A 26556-nucleotide genomic window follows, 5' to 3' on the forward strand; every position below is an offset into this window, starting at 1 on the left:
AGTGGTTTGACCTACTAATTATAAAAGATTAGCTGAAATCGTTTACCGCCCTTAATATTTATGCGTTTAGGTTATGTCTATCTTATTTATGGCTGTCCCATAGTCAGTTGCCAATGACTTTTGGACAGCCCTTATTTTTTTAAGTGTGGCCGATGCACCAAAAGAATGAGGTTGGAGAATTGCCGTGCGAATGGCAAGACGGCCAAAGAAGTCAAGATATTGAAAATGACACTGGCATGGGCGAGCTGTGTCCCCTTGTTTTCGGTGAAATAGGCAGCCGTACTTTCCAGGATGTCCACAAAAGGCAGGAATGCGGCAACCCCGATGACGTTCAGCCAAATATGTGCATAAGCAGTGAAGGCAGCTTGTCTGCCAGAACCGATGCTCGCCATGTACCCGGTGATGCAAGTGCCGATATTCGATCCGAGCATGATGATGATTGCCGAGGACACGGATAACTCCCCATTCAGCAAAAAACTCATGGCTATCCCGATGGTTGCAGAACTGGAGTGAATGAGTGCCGTCAATAATATCCCGGCAATCAGGGCATAACTCATATGGCCCTCTATGTAATGGATAAGCGTTTGTATGGATGGATAGGCTGCTATCGGTGTCGAAAGCGTTTTAAAACCGCTCATCGCCGTGAAGATGGCCGAGATTCCAATCAGGGACATTCCTAGGCTTCTCGGTAATGCTTTTGGCATGAAGCAAAGGAAAGCGCCGCTTACGACACCGGGAATGATCCAGCGATCCAAAGAGAAAGTCATGAACTCTGCTGTGAAGGTGGATCCGATATTCGTTCCAAGAATGATCCCGATTGTTTGCGGGAAGGTTAAGCTTCCTGCGGAAACGAGGCCGACCGTCATGACCATGACCGCCGAGCTGCTCTGCAGGATCCCGGTAAAGATGGTTCCGGCCAAGAAGCCTTTCCATGGCTTATCCGTAACCTTTGAGAGAAAAGTTTTTAATGCTGCACCGGACATATTGAACAGTCCGATTCGTAAAACTGACATGCCTGCCAAAAATATCGCAATGAATAAAATGAATAAAAATATCTCATGCATGACTGTCACCTCATAGTAAGCTTATGGCCCATCAACGGGGGACATGCTATAAATTGGAATTTCATGCAAGTTGAATCATCGCTTAGTGAAAAATTATGATAATAACACGATTATATTCAAAATAAGTTTGATTTTATTGGTTGACCTGCTAAAGATGATATATTATAATTGTTTAGTACATGTATAACATGTTGACAACTTGAGTTAGTGTGTTGTTTTCGGAGGGAGGGAAAGAGATGTCTAAAACCGTCGTTCGTAAAAACGAATCGCTTGAAGATGCTCTTCGTCGTTTCAAACGTACTGTATCTAAAGCAGGATCGCTTCAGGAAGCTAGGAAGCGTGAATTTTATGAAAAACCAAGCGTAAAACGTAAGAAAAAGTCTGAAGCTGCAAGAAAACGTAAATTCTAAGAGAGGGTGGAAAGATGAGTCTTCTCGAGCGTTTAAATAATGATATGAAACAAGCGATGAAGAACAAGGAAAAGGACAAACTATCTGTTATTCGGATGCTGAAAGCTTCTATTCAAAACGAAGCCTTGAAGCAGAGACAAGATTTAACAGATGATGAAGAATTGACAGTGCTCTCTCGCGAATTAAAACAACGCAAAGACTCCCTCCAGGAGTTTGAAAACGCAGGTCGTTCAGATCTCGTGGATAAAGTCCGCACCGAACTAGTATACGTAGAGGCATATATGCCTCAGCAACTTTCAGAAGAAGACATTTCTAAAATCGTTAACGAAACGATTTTAGAAGTCAATGCAACATCCAAAGCAGATATGGGCCGAGTTATGGGAGCTTTAATGCCTAAAGTTAAAGGTAAAGCGGATGGTTCTCTAGTTAACAAATTAGTACAACAACATCTATCTTAAACTCTAAACTTAAAACTCGAAACCAAACCGCAGGCAAATTGCCTGTGGTTTTTGTGTATTTCATGAATTTTATGCGTACATTATTGAAACGAAGCCCAAGATAATAGGGCACTTTTAATTTTATTTGCTTTTTTTGAAACCTTTTTCATATACATACGTAATAACTAAAGAACAGGGTAAAGGGCTGCTTCAATTGCTCCTTATTCGAATTTTAGTTGCGGGCTGAATTTACTGGCAGGTTCCTGGATAATGGGGCACTTACCACGTTTAATACGGGAAAGGGGGCGTTCCGTTGAAAATTTGGCGTTATTTATCTGTACTCCTATTTGGATTGCTGTTCACCATGTCTTCTTTTGGTGGAGCGACGGCATCTGCAAACGAGAAGATCGTTTACCATGTACCAATTGAAGAAACGGTGGAAAAGGGACTCTCGGCCTTTTTGGAACGGGCACTGACCACTGCTGAAGCAGCAGATGCAGATCTTGTCGTTTTCGAGGTGAATACCCCTGGAGGCGCTGTGGATGCAGCAGGGGAAATTGCAAAGTTACTGGCGGATTCACCAATAAAGACAGTTGCCTATGTCAATAACAGGGCTTTATCTGCAGGGGCATACATTTCTCTAAGTGCGGATGAAATCTATATGGTTCCGAGTGCCACCATGGGTTCTGCAGCTGTGATTGATTCAACGGGGAACGCTGCAAGTAAGAAAGCGCAATCTTATTGGTTGGCTGCCATGAAGACCGCTGCTGAACAAAATGGACGTGATCCCATATACGCCCAGGCGATGGCGGATGTTGACATCGATCTACCCGAATATGGAGCGGAAAAAGGGAAGCTGCTGACATTTACAGCCGAGCAGGCAAAAAAGGCTGGGTATAGCGAAGGCACCGTCTCTGGAAAAGCGGAGCTGTATAGTATACTTGGAGTTGAAGATGCTGATATTCGGTCGATCGAAGAAAGTTTTCCTGAGAAACTAGCCCGCTTTTTGACCAACCCGATCGTCGTTCCCATTTTATTGACGATAGCGGGAATCGGGATTGTGATGGAATTGTTTTCACCCGGTTTTGGAATTCCGGGCGTAATTGGAATCACCAGTCTTGTCTTATTCTTCTATGGTCATCTTGTCGCCGGTATCACCGGATACGAATCGTTAGCGATGTTCATCATTGGGGTCATTCTCGTACTAATTGAATTTTTTATCCCAGGGGGGATTATCGGGCTGCTCGGGTTTACAGCGGTAGTGGGGAGTCTATTCCTTGCGACAGGTGATCCGGTCCATATGACGATCTCCTTGCTAATTGCGGTCACCGTATCCATTTTGGTATTCATCCTACTTGTAAAGGTGTTTGGAAAACAGATGAAATTTTTCAGGAAAATGATATTAACCGATGCAACAAAAACGGAACAGGGATATGTCAGCAATCCGAATCGTTTGGATTTATTAGGTGTAGAAGGGAAGGCCCTTACAGATTTGAGGCCTTCAGGAACAGCTTTGGTCAAAGAAGAAAGAGTGGATGTCGTGACCGAAGGAAGCTTTATTTCCAAAGGTTCGACAATCATTATCGTTAAAGTTGAAGGATCAAGGGTAGTCGTCCGGGAAATTCCGGATTCAAATTAAAATTAAAGGATACAGGAAGGATGAATCATTAAGTGATAACTTCAGGAACGGTATTTATTGTACTGGCAGTGATTGCTGCTATCATCGTATTGGCAGTGTTTTTCACATTCGTACCAGTCATGTTATGGATTTCCGCTTTAGCGGCAGGAGTCAAAATCAGTATATTTACATTAGTTGGGATGAGGCTTCGCCGTGTTATACCAAGCAGGGTCGTCAATCCCCTTATCAAGGCCCATAAGGCTGGAATCAATGTTTCGACGAATCAGTTGGAGAGCCATTACCTTGCAGGCGGTAATGTCGATCGAGTGGTGAATGCATTAATTGCTGCAGAACGCGCCAATATCACGTTACCTTTCGAACGGGGTGCCGCCATTGACCTTGCCGGTCGTGATGTACTGCAAGCCGTTCAAATGAGCGTTAACCCGAAAGTGATCGAAACTCCATTCATCTCAGGTGTCGCGATGAATGGTATTGAAGTGAAAGCGAAGGCAAGGATCACGGTCCGGGCCAATATTGAACGCCTGGTCGGTGGTGCTGGTGAAGAGACGATCATTGCCCGTGTAGGGGAAGGGATTGTATCGACGATCGGTGCTTCGCAAATGCATACGGATGTACTGGAACATCCCGATTTGATTTCAAGAACGGTTTTATCGAAAGGGTTGGATTCAGGGACGGCATTCGAAATTCTTTCCATTGATATTGCTGAAGTGGATATCGGTAAAAATATCGGGGCCATATTACAGACGGACCAAGCCGAAGCCGATAAGAAAATAGCCCAGGCAAAGGCCGAAGAACGACGTGCAATGGCTGTTGCACTTGAACAGGAAATGGTTGCCCGTGTTCAGGAAATGAGAGCGAAGGTTGTTCAATCCGAAGCGGAAGTTCCGCTGGCCATGGCCGATGCACTGAAAAGCGGGAACCTTGGGGTGATGGATTATATGAATATCCAAAATATCACGGCCGATACGGATATGCGCGGTTCCATCAGTAAAATATCCGAAAATCCAAAAGATAACAACAATAACCATAATAATAATTAGGTCAGGGAAGGAAGGTCTTTAAATGGGAGATTTTATTGATTTCTTTCTCGAGAACCCATTCCTTATCATTGTCTTGATCGGTATTTTAACGTCCATGTTAGGAAAGAAAAAACAGCCTAAAGATCCTAACACCCCTCCGAAAAAGAAATGGCAGGAGGTCATGCAGGAGCTTCAAGGTGAAATGCAGCAAGGGAAACAGCAGCAAAGACCTGCACCTGCCCCCGTAAGGAAAGTTGAACCGCAGGCAGCGCAGGCTGCAGAAGTGATCGATGAGACGACGAACGAAGCGAACAAAAGGGTTGCGGAGCTTAGACGGCTACAGCAGAAGTATGATCAACAGCGTTTGTATCAAAAAGCGAAGGCAGATCAACTTACATCAGCGATTTCTGATAATAACAGTCCGGTTTATCGCAAAGGACCGTCTTTTGGCAAAAAACAGCTGATTGATGGCATCATCATGTCAGAGGTGCTGGGACCGCCAAGGGCGAAGAGAAGTCTCCAGAGGTCCAGAAGGTGATTCGGAGCCCCGGGCTTTTTTAGACCGTCCTTAAAATGGGCATGAAAAAATAGACTTTCATTCACTTATAATTTTGTGCTAGAACCCTCTTTCATTTCATACATTGAGATGAAAGGGGGTTCTTTTTTATGGCACGCAATTGGGGAAAAAAAGTGAAACAGCTCATGACCAAAACAATGGACCTTCCGCAAGATGTCATGATGGACCTGCCGCGAATTACAATGATCGGACAATTACATATTTATATTGAAAACCATCGTGGCTTATTGGCTTTTACAGACAGCGAAGTACGATTGATGCTGAAAAATGGGCAGCTGCTGATAAAGGGAAATGCCTTTGTCATAAAGACGATTTTGCCGGAAGAAATCATGCTCGAAGGCAAAATTGACAAGGTTTATTTTATCAATGAATGATCCCGGGAGGTCTCCATGAAAAACCAATGGACAAACTATTATACAGGCTATGTAAAGGTGAAGGCTTATGGAAAAGGTGCAGAACGTTTGATTAATATGCTGACGAGAAGGGGGCTTCATATCTGGGAAGTGAAGCGTGTCGGAAGTGAAGCCTTGATTTTCCATATGGATATCAGGGATATTCCCAAACTCCGTCAGGTCATGCGTAAGAGTGATTGTAAAGTAAAGTTCATGCAGGGAAAGGGTTTCCCTTTCCTGATGAAGAGAGTCATGAAAAACAGCGGGTTTTTAGCGGGGATGATCGCTTTCCTGCTATGTATATTTGTACTTTCCAATATGGTATGGGGCATCGAGGTTCAAGATGCCAAACCGGCAACCGAGCATGCCATTCGGAAAGAATTGGACAAGATGGGCGTGAAAATCGGTAAAGTGCAATTCTTTGTTGATGATGTTGATACGATTCAGCGTAAGCTGTCGGACCGGGTGGGTGCATTGACATGGGTGGGGGTCGAGCTAAGGGGAACGACATATCATTTTCGGGTTGTGGAAAAACGGCAGCCTAAAGAGGTCGAGAAAACATCTCCACAGAATTTGGTAGCATCAAAAAAAGCGATCATCACTGATATGTTCGTTGAAAAAGGACAATCTATTGTTAATGTGAATGATTATGTAGGAAAAGGACAACTTCTTGTTTCAGGATTGATTGGAAAAGAGGATAAACAGGAAATTGTATCCGCAAAGGGAGTAATAAAAGGGAAAACGTGGTATAAAGCGAAAGTGGAAGTGCCGTTAAAAACCAAGTTTTCTGTTTTTAACGGAGATGAAACGAGCAAGCACTTTTTGAAAATGGGGGGCTTTTCCCTTCCGGTATGGGGCTTCAAGGATCCGGGATATGAAAAACAGGAAAAGGAAACGACGGTGAGGCCTTTTCACTTTCTTCAATGGGAAATGCCGATTTCTTATAAACAAGTGACCTTAAGGAGCAAGGAAGATATTGTCCGAAGCTATACGGAGAAAGAAGCGGTGGAGGAAGGCCGGAAAATGGCTAAAGCGGAATTGAAAAAACATTTAGACGAGGCAGATGAAATCGTAGAAGAAAAAATTTTGCACGAAAGCATGGAGAATGGTAAAGTTAAATTGTCTATACATTACCAAGTTATTGAAGATATAGCGATTGGACAGCCAATCATTCAAGGAGACTAACGAATGGCAGATGATGTGAAAGTAATTAAGCTCGAAATCGAATCACCCAATGAAGCGGTCGCGTTATTGGGCAATGGAGATTCAAATGTAAAAGTGCTCGAAGAGGAACTTGGCATTTCCGTCATAACCCGAGGTGAAGCGGTGAGTGTTGCCGGGGATATCGAGCGGGTAACGATGGGGGAAGAAATCCTCAAGGCATTGTTGACTGTAGTCAGAAAAGGAATTGCAATCAGTTCCAGAGATGTGCTTTATGCAATTGAATTGGCAAGAAAAGGCACATTGGAGTATTTCGGTGAATTATATGATGAGGAAATCGCAAAAACGGCTAAGGGGAAATCCATTAAAGTCAAAACAATCGGGCAGAGATACTATATCCAGGCAATAAAGAAACAGGATCTTGTATTTGGAATTGGGCCTGCTGGAACCGGGAAGACCTATCTTGCTGTAGTGATGGCCATCAATGCTTTGAAAAATGGACATGTTAAACGGATCATCCTGACACGGCCTGCCGTAGAAGCAGGGGAGAGCCTTGGTTTTCTGCCTGGTGATCTGAAGGAAAAGGTAGATCCTTATCTAAGGCCGCTGTATGACGCTCTCCATGACCTCCTAGGGATGGAACAGACGCAAAGGATGATAGAGCGCGGAACGATCGAAATAGCTCCCCTGGCTTATATGAGGGGGCGTACGCTTGAAGATGCCTTTGTCATATTGGATGAAGCCCAGAATACGACGGAAGCCCAAATGAAGATGTTCTTGACCAGGCTTGGTTTCGGATCGAAAATGGTCATTACGGGAGACCGGACGCAGATTGACCTTCCAAAAGGCATGAAGTCAGGTCTTGTCCGAGTCGAAGAGATATTGAAGAATGTTAAAGGCCTTTCCTTTGTTTATTTTGAACAAAGTGATGTAGTAAGGCATCCGCTTGTCGCTAAAATCATTACTGCTTACGAGCAGGCGAAGTCATAAGAAAAAATCCGCCATTTCAATCGGCGGATTTTTCGTGATGTGCCTGACAAACTTTATGGTGAAAAAGTGGATATAAAATGACAGAACCTTTACATTTATCAATACGAAGGTGAAAATTCATATGAAAACTGTTATGATTTTACATATCTAGAATAATAAACATCATTTTTTTTAGGAGGACCTTCCTTGAATCGTATCCAGAAATTTTTCACTCAAATAAAAGGGCTGTTGGTCCATCGTTTTTTTCAAGTGCTTTTGTTCATCATACTTGGTTTGTTTGCGTATGGTTTAATGTTCTCCAATGTGAAGCCGGAAAGGGTTCAGGTAGAGCTTTTTAAGCCTGCGGAACAAACGATCCGATCAACCAAGACTGTGGAAGATACCTATAAGACGGAACAGGAAAAAGAAGAGATTTCAAAACAGGTGGCGGATGTTTATTCTTTAAAAAAAGAATATGCCAAAAATAAAGTCGATCTGATTTCATCCATTTTCGATTCAGCGATTGAGGTGAATAAAGAAACGAACCCTGATGAAGATCATAAAGAAGATGAGGATAAAAAAGAGACCGTAAAGACGGATGCTCAAAAAGTTTCGATATTAAAAGAAAAATTGACTGATGAAGTGAATAAAAATATCGAGGAATCCGTTTTCCTAGCATTAGTGCAGGCGGATGAAGATGAGTTGAAAATAGCGAAGGATTCGACCATTACGGCAGTGAATAATGTAATGAGCTCCCGAATCGCTGCAAGTGACGTCGAAAATGCCAAGAAAAAGGTTGTTGAGGAATTAGGTTATATGAGCATTAGTGGCGATATGAAAAAAGCCTCCACTTCCCTTGCGCGTACGGCAATCATTCAGAATGTATTTTTCGATAAGGACAAAACCGAGGAACAGCGAAGGAAAGCGGTTGAAAGCGTGGAGCCGATCAGGATCCTTCAAGGTCAGATCATCGTTGAAGAAAATCAGTTAGTGGACAGGGATGTATATAGGCAGCTTGAACTGGCAGGCTTTTTAAATACGGAGTCCACCATTTACCCGTATATCGGCCTGCTGTTATTCATATTCCTGACTTTTGCGGCTTTTTATTACTATTTCTACTTTTCCATTTCCAAAAAGGATAACAAGTACAATCAGTTATTGATCTTCAGTCTTGTCTTTATCCTTTCAATGGCTACCATGAAAACGGTCAGCATTCTGGCAGACCTGAAAAACTCGAACTTGGAATACATTTTTCCCGGTGCCATGGCGGCGATGCTCATCAAGATATTATTGAATGATAGGTTAGCGGTAGCAATGATCATATTGTTAGGTTCGTATGGTACGATTATATTTAATGGTGATACACCTGGAAATCTGGATTTCTCGATGGGGCTATATATCATTTTCGGGGGATTGACGGCAATCATCATCCTATCCAGGCCCAATTTCAAATCAAAGGTGCTGGTAGCGGGGCTGCTATTGTCTTTAATCAATATGGCGTTTGTTTTTTCGCTCATCTTTATTATGGACAGCCATTATACTAGAATGGAGTACTTGTATTATGCTTCTGCTGCCATAGGTTCTGGAGTGGGTGCAGCCGTTTTGACAATGGGCCTGTTACCGTTTTTCGAGGCTGGTTTCGGGATTTTATCATCGATTAAGCTTATCGAACTCGCGAATCCCAATCATCCGTTATTGCGGAAGATCTTGATTGAGGCTCCGGGGACATATCATCATAGTGTAATGGTCGCCAATTTGGCGGAATCGGCTTGTGAAGCCATCGGCTCGAATGGCTTGCTGGCAAGGGTCGGCAGTTATTATCATGATATCGGTAAAACGAAGCGGCCGCACTTCTTCATCGAAAATCAGATGAGTGAAGAGAACCCGCATGATCGGCTGCAGCCGGAAACGAGCAGGGATGTCATCATTGCCCATGCCGTAGATGGCGGAGAGATGCTGCGCAGTCACAAATTCCCGAAAGAGATTGTGGATATTGCAGAGCAGCATCATGGGACCACATTATTGAAATTTTTCTATCATAAGGCAAAAAAACAGGATGAGTCCACACTCGAGGCGGCCTACCGATATCCCGGGCCGAGGGCGATAATGAAGGAAGTGGCCGTCATCGGCATAGCCGACAGTGTGGAAGCTGCAGTGAGATCGATGAAGCACCCAACTCCGGAGAAGATTGAAGAGCTGGTAAGTTTCATCATTCAGGACAGGATTTCTGATGGTCAATTTGATGAATGTGATATTACTATGAGAGAATTAAGTATCGTGAAGCATTCCTTATGTGAATCGCTGAATGGTATCTTCCACTCCAGGATTGAATATCCGGAGCCGGATAAATTAGGACAGAAGGTGAAAGAATGATTTTAGCTATCGATTTAATGGATGAAACGAATGAAGTAACGGAGGAAGCTCAGCAGCTTGTTGAAAGCATTCTTCAATTTGCGGCAAGAAAAGAAAACATTGAAAAAGACACCGAGCTGTCTGTTACATTTGTAGACAATGATAGGATTCGGGAAATCAATAAAGAATATCGTCATAAAGATTCAGCTACAGATGTCATTTCTTTTGCGCTTGAAGAAATGGGGGAAGATGAAGTGGAAATTGTCGGAGCGGAAATGCCCCGCATGTTAGGGGATATCATCATTTCCATTGAACGCACGAAAGAACAAGCTGAAGAATATGGTCATTCATTTGACAGGGAACTTGGATTTTTAGCACTGCATGGTTTTCTTCATTTATTGGGATTCGACCACATGAATGAAGAAGATGAAAAAGTGATGTTCACAAAACAAAAGGAGATCTTGGAAGAATATGGACTTTCAAGAGAAGGATAAAAAAAAGTATCCTTTATTAAAAAGTTTCTCTTTCGCCTGTCAGGGAATTTTGGAGGCTGTTCGGACTGAACGCAATATCAAGATTCATTTCGCGTTAACGGCAATCGTCGTATTCTTTGGTTGGCACTTCTCATTGAATGGGATAGAGTGGCTTTTCATTTTGGCGGCTATAGCCGGTACGATTACGTTGGAGCTCGTTAATTCCGCGATTGAAAGGGTAGTGGACCTGGTAACGGACCAAATCCATCCGCTTGCCAAGCAGGCAAAAGATATTGCAGCCGGAGCTGTATTCATATATGCTATATTTTCTATAATAGTTGGATTGATTATCTTTTTGCCTAAGGTTGGCCTGTAGGTTGCCGAAATGGTACTCAATTTGAAAGGAAGATGTGAATTGAATACAAAAGAATTGATTGAGGAAGCTAAAAAAGCAAGGGATAAAGCTTATGTGCCTTACTCTAAGTTTAAGGTGGGGGCAGCTCTTTTAACAGCTGATGGAAAGGTCTATCATGGTTGTAATATAGAAAATGCTGCATACAGCATGTGTAATTGCGCCGAAAGGACAGCTTTATTCAGCGCTTATGCCCATGACGATAAAAAATTCACCAAACTTGCAGTCGTGGCGGATACCGATGGTCCCGTCGCTCCATGCGGGGCATGCAGGCAGGTTATTTCAGAACTGTGCGAAAAGGATATGCCGGTCGTTTTGACCAACTTACATGGGGATATAAAAGAACTAACAGTACAGGAATTGCTTCCAGGAGCTTTTTCACCGGAGGATTTAAATGGATAAACTATTTGACGATACACAAGTAAAAGGTTACAAATCAGGTTTCATTTCAATAATTGGACGACCTAATGTTGGAAAAAGTACATTTCTGAATCGGGTCATCGGCCAAAAGATTGCCATTATGAGTGATAAACCGCAAACTACAAGAAATAAGGTCCAGGGTGTACTTACGCAAAACGATTCACAAATGATTTTCATCGATACACCCGGCATTCATAAACCAAAGCATAAGCTTGGCGACTTCATGATGAAAGTGGCAACGAATACATTGAAAGAAGTCGATTTGATTCTCTTCATGATCAATGCGACTGAAGGGTACGGTCGCGGGGACGAGTTTATCATCGAAAAACTTCAATCCGTAAAAACGCCTGTTTTCCTGGTCGTAAACAAAATCGATGCGATGCATCCAGATGATTTACTTCCGATCATTGAAAAATACCAACAGCTTTACCCTTTTGCGGCAGTTGTCCCGATTTCTGCGCTTGAAGGAAATAATGTGGATACACTGCTTGAACAAATCAAAGAGCATCTGCCTGAAGGTCCCCAGTTCTATCCAGCTGACCAAGTGACCGACCATCCGGAACGTTTTATCATTTCGGAATTGGTCCGCGAGAAGGTGCTGCACCTGACACGGGAAGAAATTCCACATTCAGTGGCTGTTGTCATTGATTCAATCAAAAAGATGGACAATAGCGACACCATCAATGTCATGGCGACTATCGTTGTCGAACGGGATTCACAAAAAGGCATTGTCATCGGAAAGCAAGGGAAAATGCTTAAAGAAGTCGGCAGCCGTGCCAGGGTGGATATCGAAAACCTATTGGGTTCTAAAGTCTTCTTGGAACTGTGGGTGAAGGTACAGAAGGATTGGCGTAACAAAGCAAGCCAGCTTCGCGATTACGGCTTCAATGAAAGCGAGTATTAATTAACAAAATTTACGCATCATGAAAGTTAGGAAAACGGTCAAGCTAATCATATGGTCGGATATTCATATTGCTAGTTAAAAATGAAAGGTGGGCTTTATATGTTGGATTTTACCTGGGAATTATTTACTGAAACAGGTAATGTGGACACCTATTTGCTGTTTAAGGAGATAGAAGTCGAGAGACAGGAAAGACACTTGGGATTGAATGATGAGCTAGCAGAAATTGATTTTCCTGTTTCATAGGTTAGCCTTGGCGAGCATGGGTGGTGTCTTGGTATGCTCCAAAAATGTGAGGGCATTGTCATAAGGCGAACTGCATATGGAGAAAATAACAAAATCATTACTATATATACCCGAGAGCTAGGGAAAATTGGCGTCATGGCGAGAGGGGCCAGTAAACCTAACAGCAGGCTTTCTGCCGTCACACAGCTTTTTTGCTCCGGGTATTTTCTTGTAACCACATCAACCGGACTCGGCAGTCTTCAGCAAGGCGAAATGGTCGATTCACTCCGTTTCATAAGGGAGGATCTTTTTGCCACCGCTTATGCTTCATATATTGTTGAATTGCTTGATAAAAGCGTCGAGGATAAGAAGCCGAATCCATATTTGTATGAATTGCTTTCGCAAACCTTGCATTACATAAACGAGGAATATGACGCGGAGGTTTTGACATTCATTTTTGAAATGAAGATGCTGCCCGTCAATGGGATTAACCCAGTGCTGAATCAGTGTGCTGTATGTGGTGAAACGGAAGGGGAATTCTCCTTCTCGCTTCGGGAAGCGGGCTTTATCTGTCACCGCTGTCTGGGGAAAGACCCTTATCATTTTAAAATTTCACCTGCAGCAGTTAAATTGCTTAGGATTTTTTATTATTTAGATTTATCAAGGCTCGGAAACATTTCCGTCAAGCCTGAAACGAAAAAAGAACTGCGGAAGATCATCGATGCATATTATGAGGAATATTCCGGTCTGCTTTTGAAATCAAAAAAGTTCCTGAAACAGATTGATACGATGAAAGATATGTTTTAGGCTCTGACCTATTGACATTCCATGCTAGTTTGTATAAAATTCTAATCATCAAAATAAGAAGATTGCGTTGAAGGAAAAGAGTATCTGTCATTCTCCATAAAAAGCGAACCCGGGACGGTGGAAGCCGGGATATGGATTTACAGGGAAGGGCGTTTCCGGAGCATGTTGCTTTGAAAAGAGGCCGTTTTGTAAACGGCAATTAGGGTGGAACCGCGGGTATACTCTCGTCCCTATGCATTTCGCATAGGGACGGGAGTTTTTTGTTTGCCAAAATGTAATGGGTTTCCGACCTTTAATCTTAAAAAGCCGTTTAAATAACCTGGAGGTGTACGATGAATATTCAAAATATGATTTTAACGTTACAAAAGCATTGGTCTGAACAAGGCTGCATATTGATGAATGCTTATGATGTCGAGAAAGGGGCAGGAACGATGAGCCCATACACGTTCCTGAGAGCCATTGGACCGGAGCCTTGGAGCGTGGCTTACGTAGAGCCTTCCCGCCGTCCTGCTGACGGTCGTTATGGTGAGAACCCTAATCGACTGTATCAGCATCATCAGTTCCAAGTGATCATGAAGCCGTCGCCTGACAATATCCAAGAGTTGTATTTGGATTCATTAAGGGCTTTAGGGATAAATCCGCTCGAGCATGATATCCGCTTTGTGGAGGACAATTGGGAAAATCCATCTCTAGGGTGTGCCGGACTCGGTTGGGAAGTTTGGCTTGATGGAATGGAAATCACGCAATTTACATATTTCCAACAAGTGGGCGGCCTTGAGTGTAAACCGGTTTCCGTGGAAATTACATACGGGATCGAACGTCTCGCCTCTTACATTCAAGATAAGGAAAACGTATTTGACCTAGAATGGACAGATGGATTCACTGTCCGCGATATATTTGGTCAGCCGGAATACGAACATTCGAAATATACGTTCGAAACCTCCGACCTTGATATGCTGTTTCAGCTTTTCACGATGTATGAAAAGGAAGCGCATCGACAAATGGAAGAAGGACTTGTACATCCTGCATATGATTATGTTTTGAAATGTTCCCATACATTTAACCTTTTGGATGCCAAAGGTGCCATCTCGGTGACGGAAAGAACGGGTTATATTGCCCGGTGCCGTAACTTAGCGCGTAAGGTTGCCAAAACCTTCTATGAAGAGCGGGAAAAATTAGGCTTCCCGATCCTGAAAGTGAAAGGGGAGAATACAAATGAGCAAGCGTGATTTGTTATTGGAAATTGGATTGGAAGAGCTGCCTGCCCGTTTTGTGACAGCATCAATGAAACAGTTGTCAGATAAAGTGCAGCAATGGCTTACGGAAAAAGCGATAGAATTCGGGACGGTTGAAGCTTTTTCCACACCAAGACGTTTGGCCGTATTGGTGAAGGACGTGGAAGAATCCCAAAAGGATATCGAAGAAGAGGCAAAAGGTCCGGCCAAAAAAATCGCGTTGGACAGCGAAGGCAACTGGTCTAAAGCAGCATTGGGATTCGTCAGGGGTCAAGGCATGACTTCAGAGGACATTTATTTTAAAGAACTCAAGGGTGTGGAATATGTCCATGTGAATAAATTCATAAAAGGACAGCAGACCGTTCAGCTTTTATCTGAGCTTGCTGAAATCATCAGCGGCATGACGTTCCCGAAAAATATGCGCTGGGCCAATCAGGAGCTCCGCTTCGTCCGTCCGATTAAATGGCTGATTGCCTTATTTGGCAATGAAATAGTGCCATTCAGCATTGCTGATGTGGAAACGGGCCGTGAAACGAAAGGACATCGTTTCTTAGGCAATAGCGCCATCATCGAGCAGCCGGAACGGTACGAAGATACGCTGAAAGAACAATTTGTAATGGCAGATCCAGATAAACGCCGGAAAGTTATATTGGATCAGATTAAAGAGCTTGAGCAGGAGAAAGGCTGGATCATTCCTGTCGATGAAGATCTGCTTGAAGAGGTAAATAATTTGGTAGAATATCCAACAGTGTTATTTGGACATTTTGAAGAAGAATTCCTTGAGCTTCCTGCTGAGGTACTTATCACATCAATGAAGGAGCACCAACGTTATTTCCCTGTTAAAGATCAGGAAGGGAACCTGCTTGCTTACTTTGTAACCGTGCGCAACGGCGATGACCGCCATTTGGATAAGGTTTCTAAAGGAAATGAAAAAGTATTGCGTGCCCGCTTATCGGATGCAGCATTTTTCTATAAAGAAGATCAGAAAAAAGAGATTTCGGATGCTTTGAAAAAGCTTGACAGCATCGTTTATCATGAAGAAATCGGTACATTGGCCGAGAAAACTGCCCGGGTAACTGAAGTGACCGGTGCTCTTGCGGATGCTTTGAATTTAAAGGCGGAAAAAGAAATGGCGCTTCGTACAGCGGCAATTGCCAAGTTCGATTTGGTCAGTAATATGGTTTATGAATTCCCTGAATTGCAAGGGTATATGGGTGAAAAATATGCTCTCTTAAAAGGGGAAGCCAAAGAAGTGGCCGCGGCTATCAATGAACATTATATGCCAAGGCATGCGGATGATGATGTACCGCCTTCAGTCATTGGCGCGGTCGTGAGTCTGGCTGAAAAAATTGATACTTTGTCTTCGTTCTTCGCTATTGGCGTCATTCCGACAGGTTCCCAGGATCCTTACGCATTAAGAAGGCAGGCGAGCGGTGTCGTCCAAATTCTAGCTGAGAAGAAATGGAATATTTCATTAGAGGAGCTTATTGTTTTAGGTCTTAAAGGACCGGAATCAAAAGGTATCTTAAAACGTGATCTTGAAGAAGTTAAAGCGGATATGTTCACATTCTTTAAAGCACGTGTCAAACACATGCTTCAAGAACAGCAAATCCGTTACGATTTGATTGACGCAGTTTTGTTCAATGAAATCGGTTATATCCACTCAATCGTGGAACGTGCACATGTATTGGATGCGAAAAAAGAAGAAGCAGGCTTTAAGGAAAGCCTGGAAGCCTTAAGCCGGATCATGAACATTGCCGTAAAATGTGACAATCAGGTGACAGTCGACCCTGCTGCCTTTGAAAATGATCAAGAAAATGCGTTATATGTAAAATATCAAAAAGTGGCAATGCGTTATATGGAATCTAAAGATGAGAATGAGCGGTTTGAAGAGCTTGTTTCGCTTCAATCGGAAATAGAGTCATATTTCGAGAATACAATGGTCATGGCAGAGGATGAAGCAATCCGCAACAACCGTTTATCCTTAATGAAGGAAATCAGCGATTTGGTTGCAGGTTTTGCTGCCATGAATAAAATCATCCTTACATGATCGAAAGGATGTATGTAATCGGAAACCCTTTGAATATGGGTTTCCGATTTCTTAAAAAGATAAATGATCAATAAATGGGACAAAAATGCCCTAATTAAATTATTTAGTATATAATTATTAAATGAATAACTTTTGTTACTTTACTCTGCGAAAGCAGTGGGGTGGTGATTATAATCCAATTGAATAAGCGTCAGGAACAAATTTTACAAATTGTAAAAGAAAACGGACCGATTACTGGAGAACATATTGCGGATAGATTGAACCTTACCAGGGCGACACTTCGCCCGGATTTAGCGATTTTAACGATGGCAGGTTTTCTTGATGCCCGGCCGAGAGTGGGGTATTTCTATACAGGCAGGTCAGGGACACAGCTTTTGACAGATAGCCTTAACCATCTTTATGTACGGGACTACCAATCGATACCTGTCGTCGTTGACGAGGGCATTTCCGTATATGATGCAATCGTCATGATGTTTTTAGAAGATGTCGGAACAATGTTCGTCGTCGATAAGCATGCATTGCTTGTCGGTGTCTTATCAAGGAAAGACTTATTGCGTGCGAGTATTGGGAAACAAGAGCTTAACTCCATTCCAGTCAATATCATCATGACTAGGATGCCCAATATTACAATGTGTTCAAAAGAAGACCTTTTGATTGATGTTGCAAAAAAACTGATTGATAAACAAATCGACTCATTACCGGTCGTCAAAGACACAGAAAAGGGCTATGAAGTAATTGGAAGGATTACAAAAACCAATATTACGAAAGCATTCGTAGCTTTGGCTGATGAAGGCTATTAGGGGGCTTGCAAAAGGAATGACGGAGAATATGAACGGTTCTATTATATATGTTGTATCGGATTCAGTAGGGGAAACAGCGGAATTGGTCACAAAAGCCGCTGCAAGCCAGTTCTCGGGATCTGCTTTTTCCATAAAGAGAATTCCGTATATTGAAGATGAACAAAACGTGGATGAAGTGATATCACTGGCTAAGTTGGATGGGGCGATCATTGCTTATACTCTGGTGAAGCCAGCTATTAGAGCGTATATGAAAGCACAGGTAGAGAAAGAAAACCTGGCTGCTTATGACATTTTAGGGCCGCTCATGGACATCCTTCAGGAAAGGGCTCCAAAAGGGCCGCTTAATGAACCTGGTCTGGTAAGAAAGCTGGATGATGACTATTTCAAGCGTGTGGAAGCCATTGAATTTGCTGTAAAATATGATGATGGACGTGACCCTCGCGGCATTTTACGTGCAGATATCGTGCTTGTGGGTGTTTCACGCACTTCCAAAACGCCATTATCACAATATTTAGCCCACAAACGCTATAAAGTGGCGAACGTACCTTTAGTGCCTGAAGTGGAACCGCCAGAAGAGCTGTTCCTGGTACCTCCTGAAAAATGCATTGGTTTAAAGATCAGCCCGGAAAAGCTGAACCATATTCGTAAAGAACGATTAAAGTCACTTGGGCTCAATGATCATGCCATTTACGCAAATGTGGAGCGCATAAAAGAAGAATTGACATACTTTGATAAAATCATATCAAGGCTGAATTGTCCTATCATTGATGTAACCAATAAAGCTGTTGAAGAAACAGCCAATTTAATCATCAATATCCTTCAAAACAAAAACCGTTGATCCTTAAATTAAGGCAAATCAAAATGTGAGCTAGACACTCTTGTGTCAGCTCACATTTTAATGCCAAGGTCAATTAAGGGATTAATAAGAATAAATTCAAAATAATTACATAAAATTCCTCTTAGTTTCCGCATGCAAATCCATTGATTTGCATGAAAAAACATTTGGAATTTAAATGTTGGCATCTTCTAATCAAATAGACTATAATAAAAAATTGTGAGAAAAAAGTAATCTTAAGGTTTAGACTTAATTAATAAGGAATAAACTAAAGGTTAATGAGATGTCAAGGTTTTTATCATAAAAATAATTCGACATGTTCCGTATAATTCAGGAGGGGCTGGTCTTTTTCAAGGCAAATGAGGTGCTTTCACTTGAATAAAAAGGTATTCTTTGAAGGATAATGTTTGCACTTTTAGAGGGAACGCTCTGAATCAATGCTGGAAATTCACCATAACTTCATAAAGTTTAGGGGAGAAAAAGGATTATGCAGAAAGATGTAGAATTAGAAGGTATGAATAATAAACCTACGATACACGTCGATGCCGATGCATGCCCGGTGAAAGACGAAATCCTTCATTGTGCAAGCTTGCATGAAATTGACGTATGTTTTGTTGCATCATATAAAAATATGATGAATAACCCTGAAGGTAAATGGGTATATGTCGATGCAGACAAAGAAGCGGCAGATCTTTATATAGTAAACTCAGTAAAAAAGGGTGATATTGTCGTTACTGCAGATATTGGTTTGGCTGGGACGCTTCTTCCTAAAAACGTTTATGTCCTTTCGCCAAGGGGAAAAGAATACACGGAAGAGAATATTTTCATGCTCTTGGATATGCGTTATCAGTCGGCGAAACTCCGCAGGCAGGGGAAGCATACGAAAGGGCCGAAAGCATTCACAAAGGAAGATCGTGCATGTTTTACAAATAAACTTATGAAAACATTGTCGAACTTTGCAGGGAATTAGGAAACAGTATCGAATAAGAAACTATCACCAATATTGCAAGGTGGAAAAATGATAAATGGCCGTATAGAAGATGAGAAAATTAATCAAATTCGTGAAGCTGTTGACATTGTTGATTTAATTGGGGAGTATGTCCAGCTGAAGAAGCAGGGGCGCAATTACTTTGGCCTATGTCCTTTTCATGGTGAAAACTCGCCCTCGTTTTCCGTTTCAACGGAAAAGCAAATCTTTCACTGTTTCGGTTGCGGGGCAGGCGGAAATATTTTTACCTTCTTGATGGATATAGAAGGCTACAGCTTTGTGGAATCTGCAAAAGTTTTAGCTGAAAAAGGGAATGTTCCTTTGGAAGTTGAAATCAATAAGGATTCCAAGCGTTCCAACATGCCGGCAGGCGCTCAGCAAATGGTTGAAGCCCATGACCTGCTGAGGAAGTTTTATCATCATCTCCTCGTTAATACGAAAGAGGGGCAGGATGCTCTCGAATATTTACTTAAACGAGGGTTTACTGAAGAGACGATAGAAAAGTTCCAAATTGGCTACTCTTTGGATTCATGGGACTTCGTGTCCAAGTTTCTTTTAAAACGCGGGTTCCCAGCGGAATACATGGAGCAGGCAGGGCTTATTATTTTCAGGGAAAAAGACGAGTCATATTTTGACCGTTTCAGAAATAGAGTCATGTTTCCAATTATGGATCATCAAGGAAATACGATTGCGTTTTCAGGAAGAGCGATGGGGGACGATGAGCCCAAATATTTGAATAGTCCTGAAACTCCAATCTTTAATAAAAGTAAAACTTTATATAATTTCCATCATGCAAGACCACACATACGAAAGAAAGAGCAAGCAGTCATTTTTGAAGGCTTTGCCGATTGCATTTCAGCAGTTGGCGCAGGTGTGGAGAATGCGGTCGCTACAATGGGCACTGCCCTGACGGACCAGCATATCCAGCTTTTAAAAAGAAATACTGACCAGATACTTATTTGCTACGATTCGGATTCAGCGGGATTGAACGCTGCCAATCGTGCAGTTAATATGCTACAGGACCATGAGTTTTCCGTGAAAGTCGCTCTCATGCCTGATAACCTGGACCCCGATGACTACATAAAGGAATTCGGTGAAAAAAGCTTTGTTTCTGAAGTAATAGGGGCCAGTTTAACCTACATGGCATTTAAAATGCATTATTTACGTCGAGGGAAAAATGTAAATAATGAAGGAGATCGAATTCAATATATCGAAGAAGTCCTTAAAGAAATTTCGCGATTGCCCAATGCAGTGGAGAGGGATCATTATCTCAGGCAGCTATCCTCTGAATTTTCCCTTTCATTGGATGCGCTGGAACAGCAGCAGCGTCAGGTGTTCTTTACGGAACGCAAGAAGGGGACATTGCCGCAGCCAGCAGCCCAAAAGAAAATGGCCCTGCAATATGAGCATAAGTTAAAGCCTGCTCACCATAATGCTGAAATGAAGCTGATTGCCCATATGCTGAAAAGCAGGGATATGACTTTCAAAATTCAGCAGATGCTTGGGCAAACGGTCTTTCATGTAGATGAACATCAGGCAATCATCACCTATTTATATGCGTTCTATGAAGATGGACACGAACCGGATACAAGCTTTTTCCTTACTTATTTACCGGATCCAAACTTGAGAAGGATCGTTTCGGAAATAGAAATGATGTCAGTGAATGAGGAAGTTACCGATAAAGAACTGACCGATTGTATAAATCAAGTGTTGAAATATGAAAAGTTGTTAAAGATAAAAGAAAAACAAGTTGAAGAAAAAGATGCAGTTAGACGAAGTGATTATGTCACTGCTGCACAAATTGCCATGGAAATCATTAAATTGCGTAAAATGTTGTAGTCGTTTAGGTGTAAGTCCTGGAAGGAGGGGAACTAATGGCTGAAAAACCAGCACGTTCCAAACAAGTTGATAATGAATTTAGCCTTGAACAGGTGAAAGAAAAATTACTAGAGCTAGGTAAAAAACGAGGCTCTTTGACTTTAGAAAAAATCGCTGAAATGATTGGCGGTTTTGAGTTGGATTCCGATCAAATGGATGAGTTCTACGAGGTGTTAGCAGAAAACGGCGTCGAAATACTCACTGATGGTGAGGAAGACGAAGATGAAGATGATCCAGATGAGAAGAAACTTGCAAAAGAAGAAGAATTTGACTTAAATGATTTAAGTGTTCCTCCTGGCGTAAAAATTAATGACCCAGTACGCATGTATTTAAAGGAAATTGGTCGGGTCGACCTTTTATCGGCAGAAGAGGAAATCTCTCTGGCGACGAGAATTGAAGATGGAGATGAAGAAGCGAAACGCCGTTTGGCAGAAGCTAACCTCCGTCTTGTTGTCAGTATCGCCAAGCGCTATGTCGGACGGGGAATGCTTTTCCTTGATTTGATTCAGGAAGGTAATATGGGACTTATCAAAGCTGTGGAAAAATTTGATTACCGCAAGGGATTCAAATTCAGTACGTATGCAACATGGTGGATTCGCCAAGCGATAACCCGTGCCATTGCCGACCAAGCAAGAACGATCCGGATACCGGTGCATATGGTGGAAACCATCAATAAATTGATTCGTGTCCAAAGACAGCTTCTTCAGGATTTAGGACGTGAACCTTCACCGGAAGAAATTGCGGAGGATATGGACCTGACTCCCGAAAAAGTTCGTGAAATCTTGAAAATAGCTCAGGAGCCTGTTTCGTTGGAAACGCCAATAGGTGAAGAAGATGATTCACATTTAGGTGATTTCATTGAAGATCAGGATGCGACTTCCCCATCGGAGCATGCAGCATATGAACTATTGAAAGAACAGCTTGAAGACGTATTGGATACTCTTACTGACCGTGAAGAGAACGTCTTGAGACTCCGCTTTGGACTTGATGATGGCCGCACCCGTACTCTTGAAGAGGTAGGAAAAGTGTTTGGGGTCACCCGCGAGCGTATCCGTCAAATCGAAGCGAAGGCGCTGCGTAAACTGAGACATCCAAGCCGCAGCAAACGCTTGAAAGATTTCCTTGAATAGAATATATGCCCTTAACAGAGCCCTCTTTGAATGCCCAGCGTTCGGGAGCGGCTCTTTTTTTTCAATTTCGGTGTAAAAATATCCTAATAAGAACAATAGTTATCCATTTTTCCATATAACAGAAATAAATTTAAACGCTAAGCCGCTAAAAAGAAGATCATCATGAGGATGTGAGATCATGGATGAAATGAGAAAGAAGATCATCATTCAAGAAATAAACTCCTGGAAGGAAAGTCGTATGCTTCCGGAGCAATATTGTAATTACCTGCTTGCATTATACGGTCAAGGCGAACTTCCGCCATCAAAATCGAATGAAACCGCGAGCAAAAAAAACGGCATCTTTTTCGGGGTGTTGATTGGAACCTTTTTTGCATTTATTGTATTTTTGAATTATTTTACTGAAATAACCATAAGAATGCAAATGCTTCTGACAACAATTTCAATACTTGTCTTTGGGCTGGCGGTCCGCCGCTTAAAAGGCAGGAAAATCATTTTTCAGATGGCGTTGATGGGGATGGTACTATCATTGCTTTTATTAACTGTCAGTTTGGCGGAATTCATGGCACCCGGAAAAGCGGGTATCCTTTATATTTTCTTATTCATTAATTGCGGAATCTGGATTTTATTGGGCAATAAGCTGAAGCTGCTCCATTTTTCCATAGCGGGAAGCCTTGGAGCACTGGTCACTCTTTACTTTTTAATAATATAATTCAAGGACATTTCAGCGGTTTTAAATAATGATTTTTGGGTATTATGAAACATATGTAAGAAAAAGTAAAATTGTTTGGAAATATACATAAGTTTTTGACAATTTTAAGAAATTATATAATATCTTCTATTTTTGGGCTTTTACTTGAAACTCTTTTCAAGTAAAATAATATATAGCTGTTTGTATATAATATTAAATATGGTAAGTTTAGGTTCTACATAGGGGAGGAAATACTATGAATCGCAATCCAGTAATGCCTTTTATTATTATCATGGTTTTTGGTATTGGACTTATGTTTTTACTTTCGTTTAAAGGTTTGGGTGATGCCAAGGATCTTGCTAAGGAAAAAGAGGGCGGCGAAAAGACAGAAGAAACAGAAAGTGCCTCAGCATCACCTGAGGACATTTATAAGCAAAACTGTATCTCTTGTCATGGTGACGCCTATCAAGGCGGTGTCGGGCCTGCTCTAAAAGGAGTTGGCGATCGCCTTTCGGTGGACGAGGTTAAAGACGTGATCACTAATGGACGAGGTGCAATGCCATCAGGTTTAGTCGAAGAACAGAACATTGACGCCATGGCCGAATATATTCATGGACTGAAATAATTCATGAAACTGACTCAAGAAATCGTTGAAAAGCGAACTTTTTGAGTCAGTTTTTCATTTATTCAGAAAAGGAAGAATCCAGATGGCGGTTTTTCTTTTGCCCATGATAAGAAGAACCCTATTTCTCCTTTCTGTAATTTTTCGATTGAACTTGGTATAATCGAATGGGAAAGTAATTATAGCAAGACATTATTTGAATTAAGAGAGTTGATAAATGTGAATCATGAAAAACTATCGATGAGATTAGAACGTGTTGCCATACATATACCAAAAGGAAGCATCCTGGCAGACATAGGATCAGACCATGCTTACTTGCCGTGCTATGCGGTGACTAACGGCTTGTGTGCCAGCGCCATAGCAGGTGAGGTTGTAGAAGGACCCTATCAGTCTGCACGCAAGCAAGTGGCAATGACGGGTCTTGGAGACAAGATAGAGGTCCGTAAAGGAGATGGGCTTGAAGTATTGAATCCCGATGAAGCGACATGCATTACGATTGCAGGCATGGGAGGGACTTTAATATCAAGTATATTGGAAAGCGGAAAAGCGAAACTCGGCAAGGCAGAAAGGCTAATCCTTCAGCCTAATGTCGGTGCAGCGAATGTTCGCATCTGGCTAATCGAAAACGGCTGGGAACTTTGTGGAGAGGAGATCCTTGAGGAAGATGGGAAGATCTATGAGATCTTAATTGCCAAAAAAGGAGACCCGCTCCGCCCTTATGGTGTAAACAAGCAAACGGGCCTCACTTTCGGTCCATTCTTAAGAGAGCAATTCAGTGATATTTTCATAAAAAAATGGCAGCTTGAGAAAAAACATTTGGAGAGAATCATCGAACAATTGGATGAAAGCGGAAGAAGCGGACTGGAAACGAAGCGCAATGAATTAAAATCCCAAATTTTGGTAATCGAGGAGGTGCTTAAAGGTTGAAGACAGTGAATGGTCACAAAATCATTGAGATGTTTGAACAATTCTCCCCAAAGCATTATGCAATGGAGGGAGATCCAATCGGGCTTCATGTCGGGCAGCTAAATAAGCCGGTTACTAAAGTGCTGATTGCCCTTGATGTGCTGGAAGAGGTTGTAGACGAAGCGATCGAACATGGCGTGGAATTGATCATTGCCCACCATCCGTTAATTTACAGACCATTGAAAAGGATCGATACAACCACTGCTGGAGGCCGCATCATCGAAAAGCTGATCAAACATGATATCGCTGTGTACGCTGCACATACCAATTTGGATGTTGCTAAGGGCGGAGTGAATGATTTACTTGCCGAAGCGCTTCAATTGCAGGACACAGAGGTATTGATTCCAACCTATGAGACAGCTCTTAAGAAATTGGTCGTATATGTTCCAAAGACCGACGAACAAAAGGTGAGGGAAGCCCTGGGCAAGGCGGGGGCCGGAGCGATCGGGAACTACAGCAATTGTTCGTTTTCGGGGGAAGGTACCGGACGCTTCTTGCCAGGTGAAGGCAGTGAACCGGTTATCGGCTCTGAAGGAAGGCTTGAAGAAGTAGCTGAAATGCGGATTGAAACGATATTCCCGGAAAATATCGAGAAGAAAGTGCTAGCTGCGATGATTAAAGCCCATCCATATGAAGAGGTTGCTCACGATATATATAAACTGGAGAATAAAGGGGAGTCACTTGGCTTAGGAAAAATTGGTGTACTTGCCGAAGAAATGACGCTTGAACAATTTTCCGAACATGTGAAGCGGACACTCGATGTTGAAAAGGTGCGTGTCGTTGGAGATCTGCAAAGCCCGATAAAAAAAGTGGCCGTTTTGGGCGGAGACGGCAATAAATACTTTACGACAGCAAAATTCAAGGGTGCCGATGTTTACGTTACAGGTGATATGTATTACCATACAGCCCATGACGCGATGATGATTGGACTGAATATCGTCGATCCCGGCCATAATGTTGAAAAGGTGATGAAAAAAGGGGTGGCACGATTCCTTGAAAAAACGTGCCGCGAAAAGAATTACGGTGTGGAATTCATTCCATCCAGGCTGAATACAGACCCATTCCGCTTCATTTGATAACACGAAAAAGGCAGCCTTAGTGGCTGCCTTTGTATTTGTGCAATCATTTCTTCACCTTAATCTTAGGTAAAATTTTATGCAATGGCGTTTTCTTTTCGGTATTCCAAGTGGATTCATCATTTGCTTCATATTGTTCTAGAAATGCGATAACTTCCTTCGTGATCGGAGTTGGTGTAGAAGCCCCGGAAGTGACGGCAACCGTTTCTGCATCTTTTAGCCATTCAAGGTTCAGCTCGGAAATGTCAGCGATTCGATAAGCTCTCGTCCCGGCAATCTCTTGGGACACTTGTGCAAGCCGGTTTGAATTATTACTCTTAGGATCTCCGACAACGATTAAAACATCAGCTTCGCCAGCTTGCTCGGCAACGGCTTCTTGGCGAACCTGTGTCGCTAAGCAAATTTCCTTATGGACTTCGGCATGTGGAAACTTTTCCTTGACCTTATCCATGATATCCAAAACATCCCATTGGCTCATCGTTGTTTGATTGGTGACGATGATCTTTTCACTATTCAAAGTCAAGGCTTCAACATCTTCATCCTTTTGAACCAGGTGAACGACATCGGGAGCAACTCCGACAGCACCCTCAGGTTCCGGATGGCCTTTTTTGCCAATATAAATGATTTGATAGCCTTCCGCTTGTTTTTCCCGTATTAAGTCATGTGTTGCGGTAACATCGGGACATGTTGCATCAAGTGTCACAAGCCCTTTTTTCTCAGCGATCTTCCTGATCTCAGGTGAAACGCCGTGAGCAGTAAAGATGACGGTTCCGCTGTCCACCTGTTCGATGATATCGTTGCGGTTGCTGCCGTCCAACGTGATGATGCCTTCTTCTTCGAACGCATCCGTCACATGTTTGTTATGCACGATCATACCTAAAATGTAAATGGGACGTGGCAAGGTTTTATCTAAAGCCGCATTTCGGGCGATGACCATGGCATCGACAACGCCATAACAATAGCCGCGCGGGGAAATTTTAATCACTTTCATCTATGTGTCCTCCTTCAAGGCAAGAAACTCTCACTTTTT

The 26556-nt window shown here is 42.4% G+C and carries 28 protein-coding genes and 1 other annotated feature; of the genes, 26 read left to right on the forward strand and 2 right to left on the reverse strand.

Features of this window, described 5'->3' with window-relative positions:
- Window positions 1–131 precede the first annotated feature (131 nt).
- The gene (locus J7I96_RS15575) at window positions 132–1064 is read right to left on the reverse strand and encodes a Na/Pi symporter (protein WP_214773476.1); all 933 of its coding nucleotides are present in this window, start codon (window positions 1062–1064) and stop codon (window positions 132–134) included.
- A gap of 236 nt (window positions 1065–1300) precedes the next feature.
- On the opposite strand from J7I96_RS15575, the gene rpsU reads away from it, so the two are divergent.
- The 26 genes from rpsU to J7I96_RS15705 all read left to right on the forward strand — a co-directional run bounded on the left by rpsU (window position 1301) and on the right by J7I96_RS15705 (window position 25526).
- Window positions 1301–1474, forward strand: a complete 174-nt coding sequence (gene rpsU / locus J7I96_RS15580; RefSeq protein WP_028391853.1) for a 30S ribosomal protein S21 — start codon at window positions 1301–1303, stop codon at window positions 1472–1474.
- A gap of 14 nt (window positions 1475–1488) precedes the next feature.
- A complete protein-coding gene (locus J7I96_RS15585; RefSeq protein ID WP_034308521.1) occupies window positions 1489–1932 on the forward strand; it encodes a GatB/YqeY domain-containing protein in 444 nt (147 codons plus the stop codon).
- A 343-nt stretch (window positions 1933–2275) separates the two neighbouring features.
- Complete coding sequence (locus J7I96_RS15590; RefSeq protein WP_214925133.1) at window positions 2276–3550, forward strand: NfeD family protein; 1275 nt, start codon at window positions 2276–2278, stop codon at window positions 3548–3550.
- Window positions 3551–3606: 56 nt separating this feature from the next.
- Window positions 3607–4590 (forward strand): flotillin-like protein FloA, encoded by a 984-nt coding sequence (floA, locus tag J7I96_RS15595; protein ID WP_370023731.1) that lies wholly within the window; start codon window positions 3607–3609, stop codon window positions 4588–4590.
- Window positions 4591–4612: 22 nt separating this feature from the next.
- On the forward strand, window positions 4613–5107 hold the full coding sequence (locus J7I96_RS15600; protein WP_214773477.1) for a hypothetical protein: 495 nt from the start codon (window positions 4613–4615) through the stop codon (window positions 5105–5107).
- Window positions 5108–5235: 128 nt separating this feature from the next.
- Window positions 5236–5520 (forward strand): sporulation protein YqfC, encoded by a 285-nt coding sequence (gene yqfC / locus J7I96_RS15605; protein WP_034308511.1) that lies wholly within the window; start codon window positions 5236–5238, stop codon window positions 5518–5520.
- Window positions 5521–5535: 15 nt separating this feature from the next.
- The gene (yqfD, locus tag J7I96_RS15610; RefSeq protein WP_214773478.1) at window positions 5536–6723 is read left to right on the forward strand and encodes a sporulation protein YqfD; all 1188 of its coding nucleotides are present in this window, start codon (window positions 5536–5538) and stop codon (window positions 6721–6723) included.
- 3 nt (window positions 6724–6726) lie between these two features.
- Window positions 6727–7689, forward strand: coding sequence for a PhoH family protein (locus J7I96_RS15615; protein WP_063590603.1), 963 nt, complete (start codon window positions 6727–6729; stop codon window positions 7687–7689).
- 186 nt (window positions 7690–7875) lie between these two features.
- Window positions 7876–10041, forward strand: coding sequence for an HD family phosphohydrolase (locus J7I96_RS15620; RefSeq protein ID WP_214773479.1), 2166 nt, complete (start codon window positions 7876–7878; stop codon window positions 10039–10041).
- Window positions 10038–10514 (forward strand): rRNA maturation RNase YbeY, encoded by a 477-nt coding sequence (gene ybeY, locus J7I96_RS15625; RefSeq protein WP_034308501.1) that lies wholly within the window; start codon window positions 10038–10040, stop codon window positions 10512–10514. The genes J7I96_RS15620 and ybeY overlap by 4 nt, the downstream gene beginning before the upstream one ends.
- Entirely contained in the window at window positions 10492–10869 is a 378-nt protein-coding gene (locus J7I96_RS15630; protein WP_214773480.1) for a diacylglycerol kinase family protein, read from the forward strand. Before ybeY ends, J7I96_RS15630 begins: the two co-directional genes overlap by 23 nt.
- A 39-nt stretch (window positions 10870–10908) precedes the next feature.
- Entirely contained in the window at window positions 10909–11307 is a 399-nt protein-coding gene (locus J7I96_RS15635; RefSeq protein WP_048685709.1) for a cytidine deaminase, read from the forward strand.
- On the forward strand, window positions 11300–12229 hold the full coding sequence (era, locus tag J7I96_RS15640) for a GTPase Era (protein ID WP_034308493.1): 930 nt from the start codon (window positions 11300–11302) through the stop codon (window positions 12227–12229). The genes J7I96_RS15635 and era overlap by 8 nt, the downstream gene beginning before the upstream one ends.
- A 99-nt stretch (window positions 12230–12328) precedes the next feature.
- Window positions 12329–12472 carry a YqzL family protein gene (locus J7I96_RS15645; protein ID WP_065310843.1) on the forward strand — a complete coding sequence of 48 codons (144 nt, stop codon included), beginning with the start codon at window positions 12329–12331 and terminating at the stop codon, window positions 12470–12472.
- 33 nt (window positions 12473–12505) lie between these two features.
- Window positions 12506–13258: a DNA repair protein RecO gene (gene recO / locus J7I96_RS15650; RefSeq protein ID WP_034308490.1), complete on the forward strand. Its 753-nt coding sequence runs from the start codon at window positions 12506–12508 to the stop codon at window positions 13256–13258.
- A gap of 58 nt (window positions 13259–13316) precedes the next feature.
- Window positions 13317–13493, forward strand: a binding site (T-box leader).
- Window positions 13494–13590: 97 nt separating this feature from the next.
- Complete coding sequence (glyQ, locus tag J7I96_RS15655) at window positions 13591–14487, forward strand: glycine--tRNA ligase subunit alpha (protein WP_034308488.1); 897 nt, start codon at window positions 13591–13593, stop codon at window positions 14485–14487.
- Entirely contained in the window at window positions 14474–16543 is a 2070-nt protein-coding gene (gene glyS, locus J7I96_RS15660; protein ID WP_214773481.1) for a glycine--tRNA ligase subunit beta, read from the forward strand. Before glyQ ends, glyS begins: the two co-directional genes overlap by 14 nt.
- A 164-nt stretch (window positions 16544–16707) precedes the next feature.
- Window positions 16708–17343: a transcriptional regulator CcpN gene (gene ccpN, locus J7I96_RS15665; RefSeq protein ID WP_161784850.1), complete on the forward strand. Its 636-nt coding sequence runs from the start codon at window positions 16708–16710 to the stop codon at window positions 17341–17343.
- Between the two features lie 28 nt (window positions 17344–17371).
- On the forward strand, window positions 17372–18181 hold the full coding sequence (locus tag J7I96_RS15670) for a pyruvate, water dikinase regulatory protein (RefSeq protein WP_034311346.1): 810 nt from the start codon (window positions 17372–17374) through the stop codon (window positions 18179–18181).
- 511 nt (window positions 18182–18692) lie between these two features.
- A complete protein-coding gene (locus J7I96_RS15675; protein WP_214773498.1) occupies window positions 18693–19148 on the forward strand; it encodes a YaiI/YqxD family protein in 456 nt (151 codons plus the stop codon).
- 51 nt (window positions 19149–19199) lie between these two features.
- Window positions 19200–21005, forward strand: coding sequence for a DNA primase (gene dnaG, locus J7I96_RS15680; RefSeq protein ID WP_214773499.1), 1806 nt, complete (start codon window positions 19200–19202; stop codon window positions 21003–21005).
- 35 nt (window positions 21006–21040) lie between these two features.
- Window positions 21041–22174 carry an RNA polymerase sigma factor RpoD gene (gene rpoD, locus J7I96_RS15685; RefSeq protein ID WP_034308477.1) on the forward strand — a complete coding sequence of 378 codons (1134 nt, stop codon included), beginning with the start codon at window positions 21041–21043 and terminating at the stop codon, window positions 22172–22174.
- Window positions 22175–22352: 178 nt separating this feature from the next.
- Window positions 22353–22883, forward strand: a complete 531-nt coding sequence (locus J7I96_RS15690) for a hypothetical protein (protein ID WP_214773482.1) — start codon at window positions 22353–22355, stop codon at window positions 22881–22883.
- A gap of 235 nt (window positions 22884–23118) precedes the next feature.
- On the forward strand, window positions 23119–23487 hold the full coding sequence (gene cccA, locus J7I96_RS15695) for a cytochrome c550 (protein ID WP_214773483.1): 369 nt from the start codon (window positions 23119–23121) through the stop codon (window positions 23485–23487).
- A 216-nt stretch (window positions 23488–23703) separates the two neighbouring features.
- Window positions 23704–24411: a tRNA (adenine(22)-N(1))-methyltransferase gene (locus J7I96_RS15700; protein ID WP_214773484.1), complete on the forward strand. Its 708-nt coding sequence runs from the start codon at window positions 23704–23706 to the stop codon at window positions 24409–24411.
- Window positions 24408–25526, forward strand: a complete 1119-nt coding sequence (locus tag J7I96_RS15705) for a Nif3-like dinuclear metal center hexameric protein (protein ID WP_214773485.1) — start codon at window positions 24408–24410, stop codon at window positions 25524–25526. The genes J7I96_RS15700 and J7I96_RS15705 overlap by 4 nt, the downstream gene beginning before the upstream one ends.
- A gap of 46 nt (window positions 25527–25572) precedes the next feature.
- Here the strand turns inward: J7I96_RS15705 and J7I96_RS15710 are convergent, their stop codons facing one another.
- Window positions 25573–26517 carry a 4-hydroxy-3-methylbut-2-enyl diphosphate reductase gene (locus J7I96_RS15710; protein ID WP_214773486.1) on the reverse strand — a complete coding sequence of 315 codons (945 nt, stop codon included), beginning with the start codon at window positions 26515–26517 and terminating at the stop codon, window positions 25573–25575.
- Window positions 26518–26556 lie beyond the last annotated feature (39 nt).

Origin of the sequence: Bacillus sp. ISL-78 (genome assembly GCF_018613455.1) — a bacterium.
Lineage (GTDB): Bacteria > Bacillota > Bacilli > Bacillales > DSM-1321 > Peribacillus > Peribacillus frigoritolerans.

Coding starts and splice junctions, on each gene's coding strand:
- J7I96_RS15575 (WP_214773476.1), bottom strand. CDS start 1,064: ATGCATGAGATATTTTTATTCATTTTATTCATTGCGATATTTTTGGCA.
- recO (WP_034308490.1), top strand. CDS start 12,506: ATGCTCCAAAAATGTGAGGGCATTGTCATAAGGCGAACTGCATATGGA.
- glyS (WP_214773481.1), top strand. CDS start 14,474: ATGAGCAAGCGTGATTTGTTATTGGAAATTGGATTGGAAGAGCTGCCT.
- yqfC (WP_034308511.1), top strand. CDS start 5,236: ATGGCACGCAATTGGGGAAAAAAAGTGAAACAGCTCATGACCAAAACA.
- J7I96_RS15710 (WP_214773486.1), bottom strand. CDS start 26,517: ATGAAAGTGATTAAAATTTCCCCGCGCGGCTATTGTTATGGCGTTGTC.
- rpoD (WP_034308477.1), top strand. CDS start 21,041: ATGGCTGAAAAACCAGCACGTTCCAAACAAGTTGATAATGAATTTAGC.
- J7I96_RS15645 (WP_065310843.1), top strand. CDS start 12,329: ATGTTGGATTTTACCTGGGAATTATTTACTGAAACAGGTAATGTGGAC.
- ybeY (WP_034308501.1), top strand. CDS start 10,038: ATGATTTTAGCTATCGATTTAATGGATGAAACGAATGAAGTAACGGAG.
- era (WP_034308493.1), top strand. CDS start 11,300: ATGGATAAACTATTTGACGATACACAAGTAAAAGGTTACAAATCAGGT.
- J7I96_RS15690 (WP_214773482.1), top strand. CDS start 22,353: ATGGATGAAATGAGAAAGAAGATCATCATTCAAGAAATAAACTCCTGG.
- J7I96_RS15585 (WP_034308521.1), top strand. CDS start 1,489: ATGAGTCTTCTCGAGCGTTTAAATAATGATATGAAACAAGCGATGAAG.
- J7I96_RS15590 (WP_214925133.1), top strand. CDS start 2,276: ATGTCTTCTTTTGGTGGAGCGACGGCATCTGCAAACGAGAAGATCGTT.
- J7I96_RS15630 (WP_214773480.1), top strand. CDS start 10,492: ATGGACTTTCAAGAGAAGGATAAAAAAAAGTATCCTTTATTAAAAAGT.
- J7I96_RS15615 (WP_063590603.1), top strand. CDS start 6,727: ATGGCAGATGATGTGAAAGTAATTAAGCTCGAAATCGAATCACCCAAT.
- rpsU (WP_028391853.1), top strand. CDS start 1,301: ATGTCTAAAACCGTCGTTCGTAAAAACGAATCGCTTGAAGATGCTCTT.
- cccA (WP_214773483.1), top strand. CDS start 23,119: ATGAATCGCAATCCAGTAATGCCTTTTATTATTATCATGGTTTTTGGT.
- J7I96_RS15675 (WP_214773498.1), top strand. CDS start 18,693: ATGAATAATAAACCTACGATACACGTCGATGCCGATGCATGCCCGGTG.
- J7I96_RS15670 (WP_034311346.1), top strand. CDS start 17,372: ATGAACGGTTCTATTATATATGTTGTATCGGATTCAGTAGGGGAAACA.
- glyQ (WP_034308488.1), top strand. CDS start 13,591: ATGAATATTCAAAATATGATTTTAACGTTACAAAAGCATTGGTCTGAA.
- J7I96_RS15600 (WP_214773477.1), top strand. CDS start 4,613: ATGGGAGATTTTATTGATTTCTTTCTCGAGAACCCATTCCTTATCATT.
- yqfD (WP_214773478.1), top strand. CDS start 5,536: ATGAAAAACCAATGGACAAACTATTATACAGGCTATGTAAAGGTGAAG.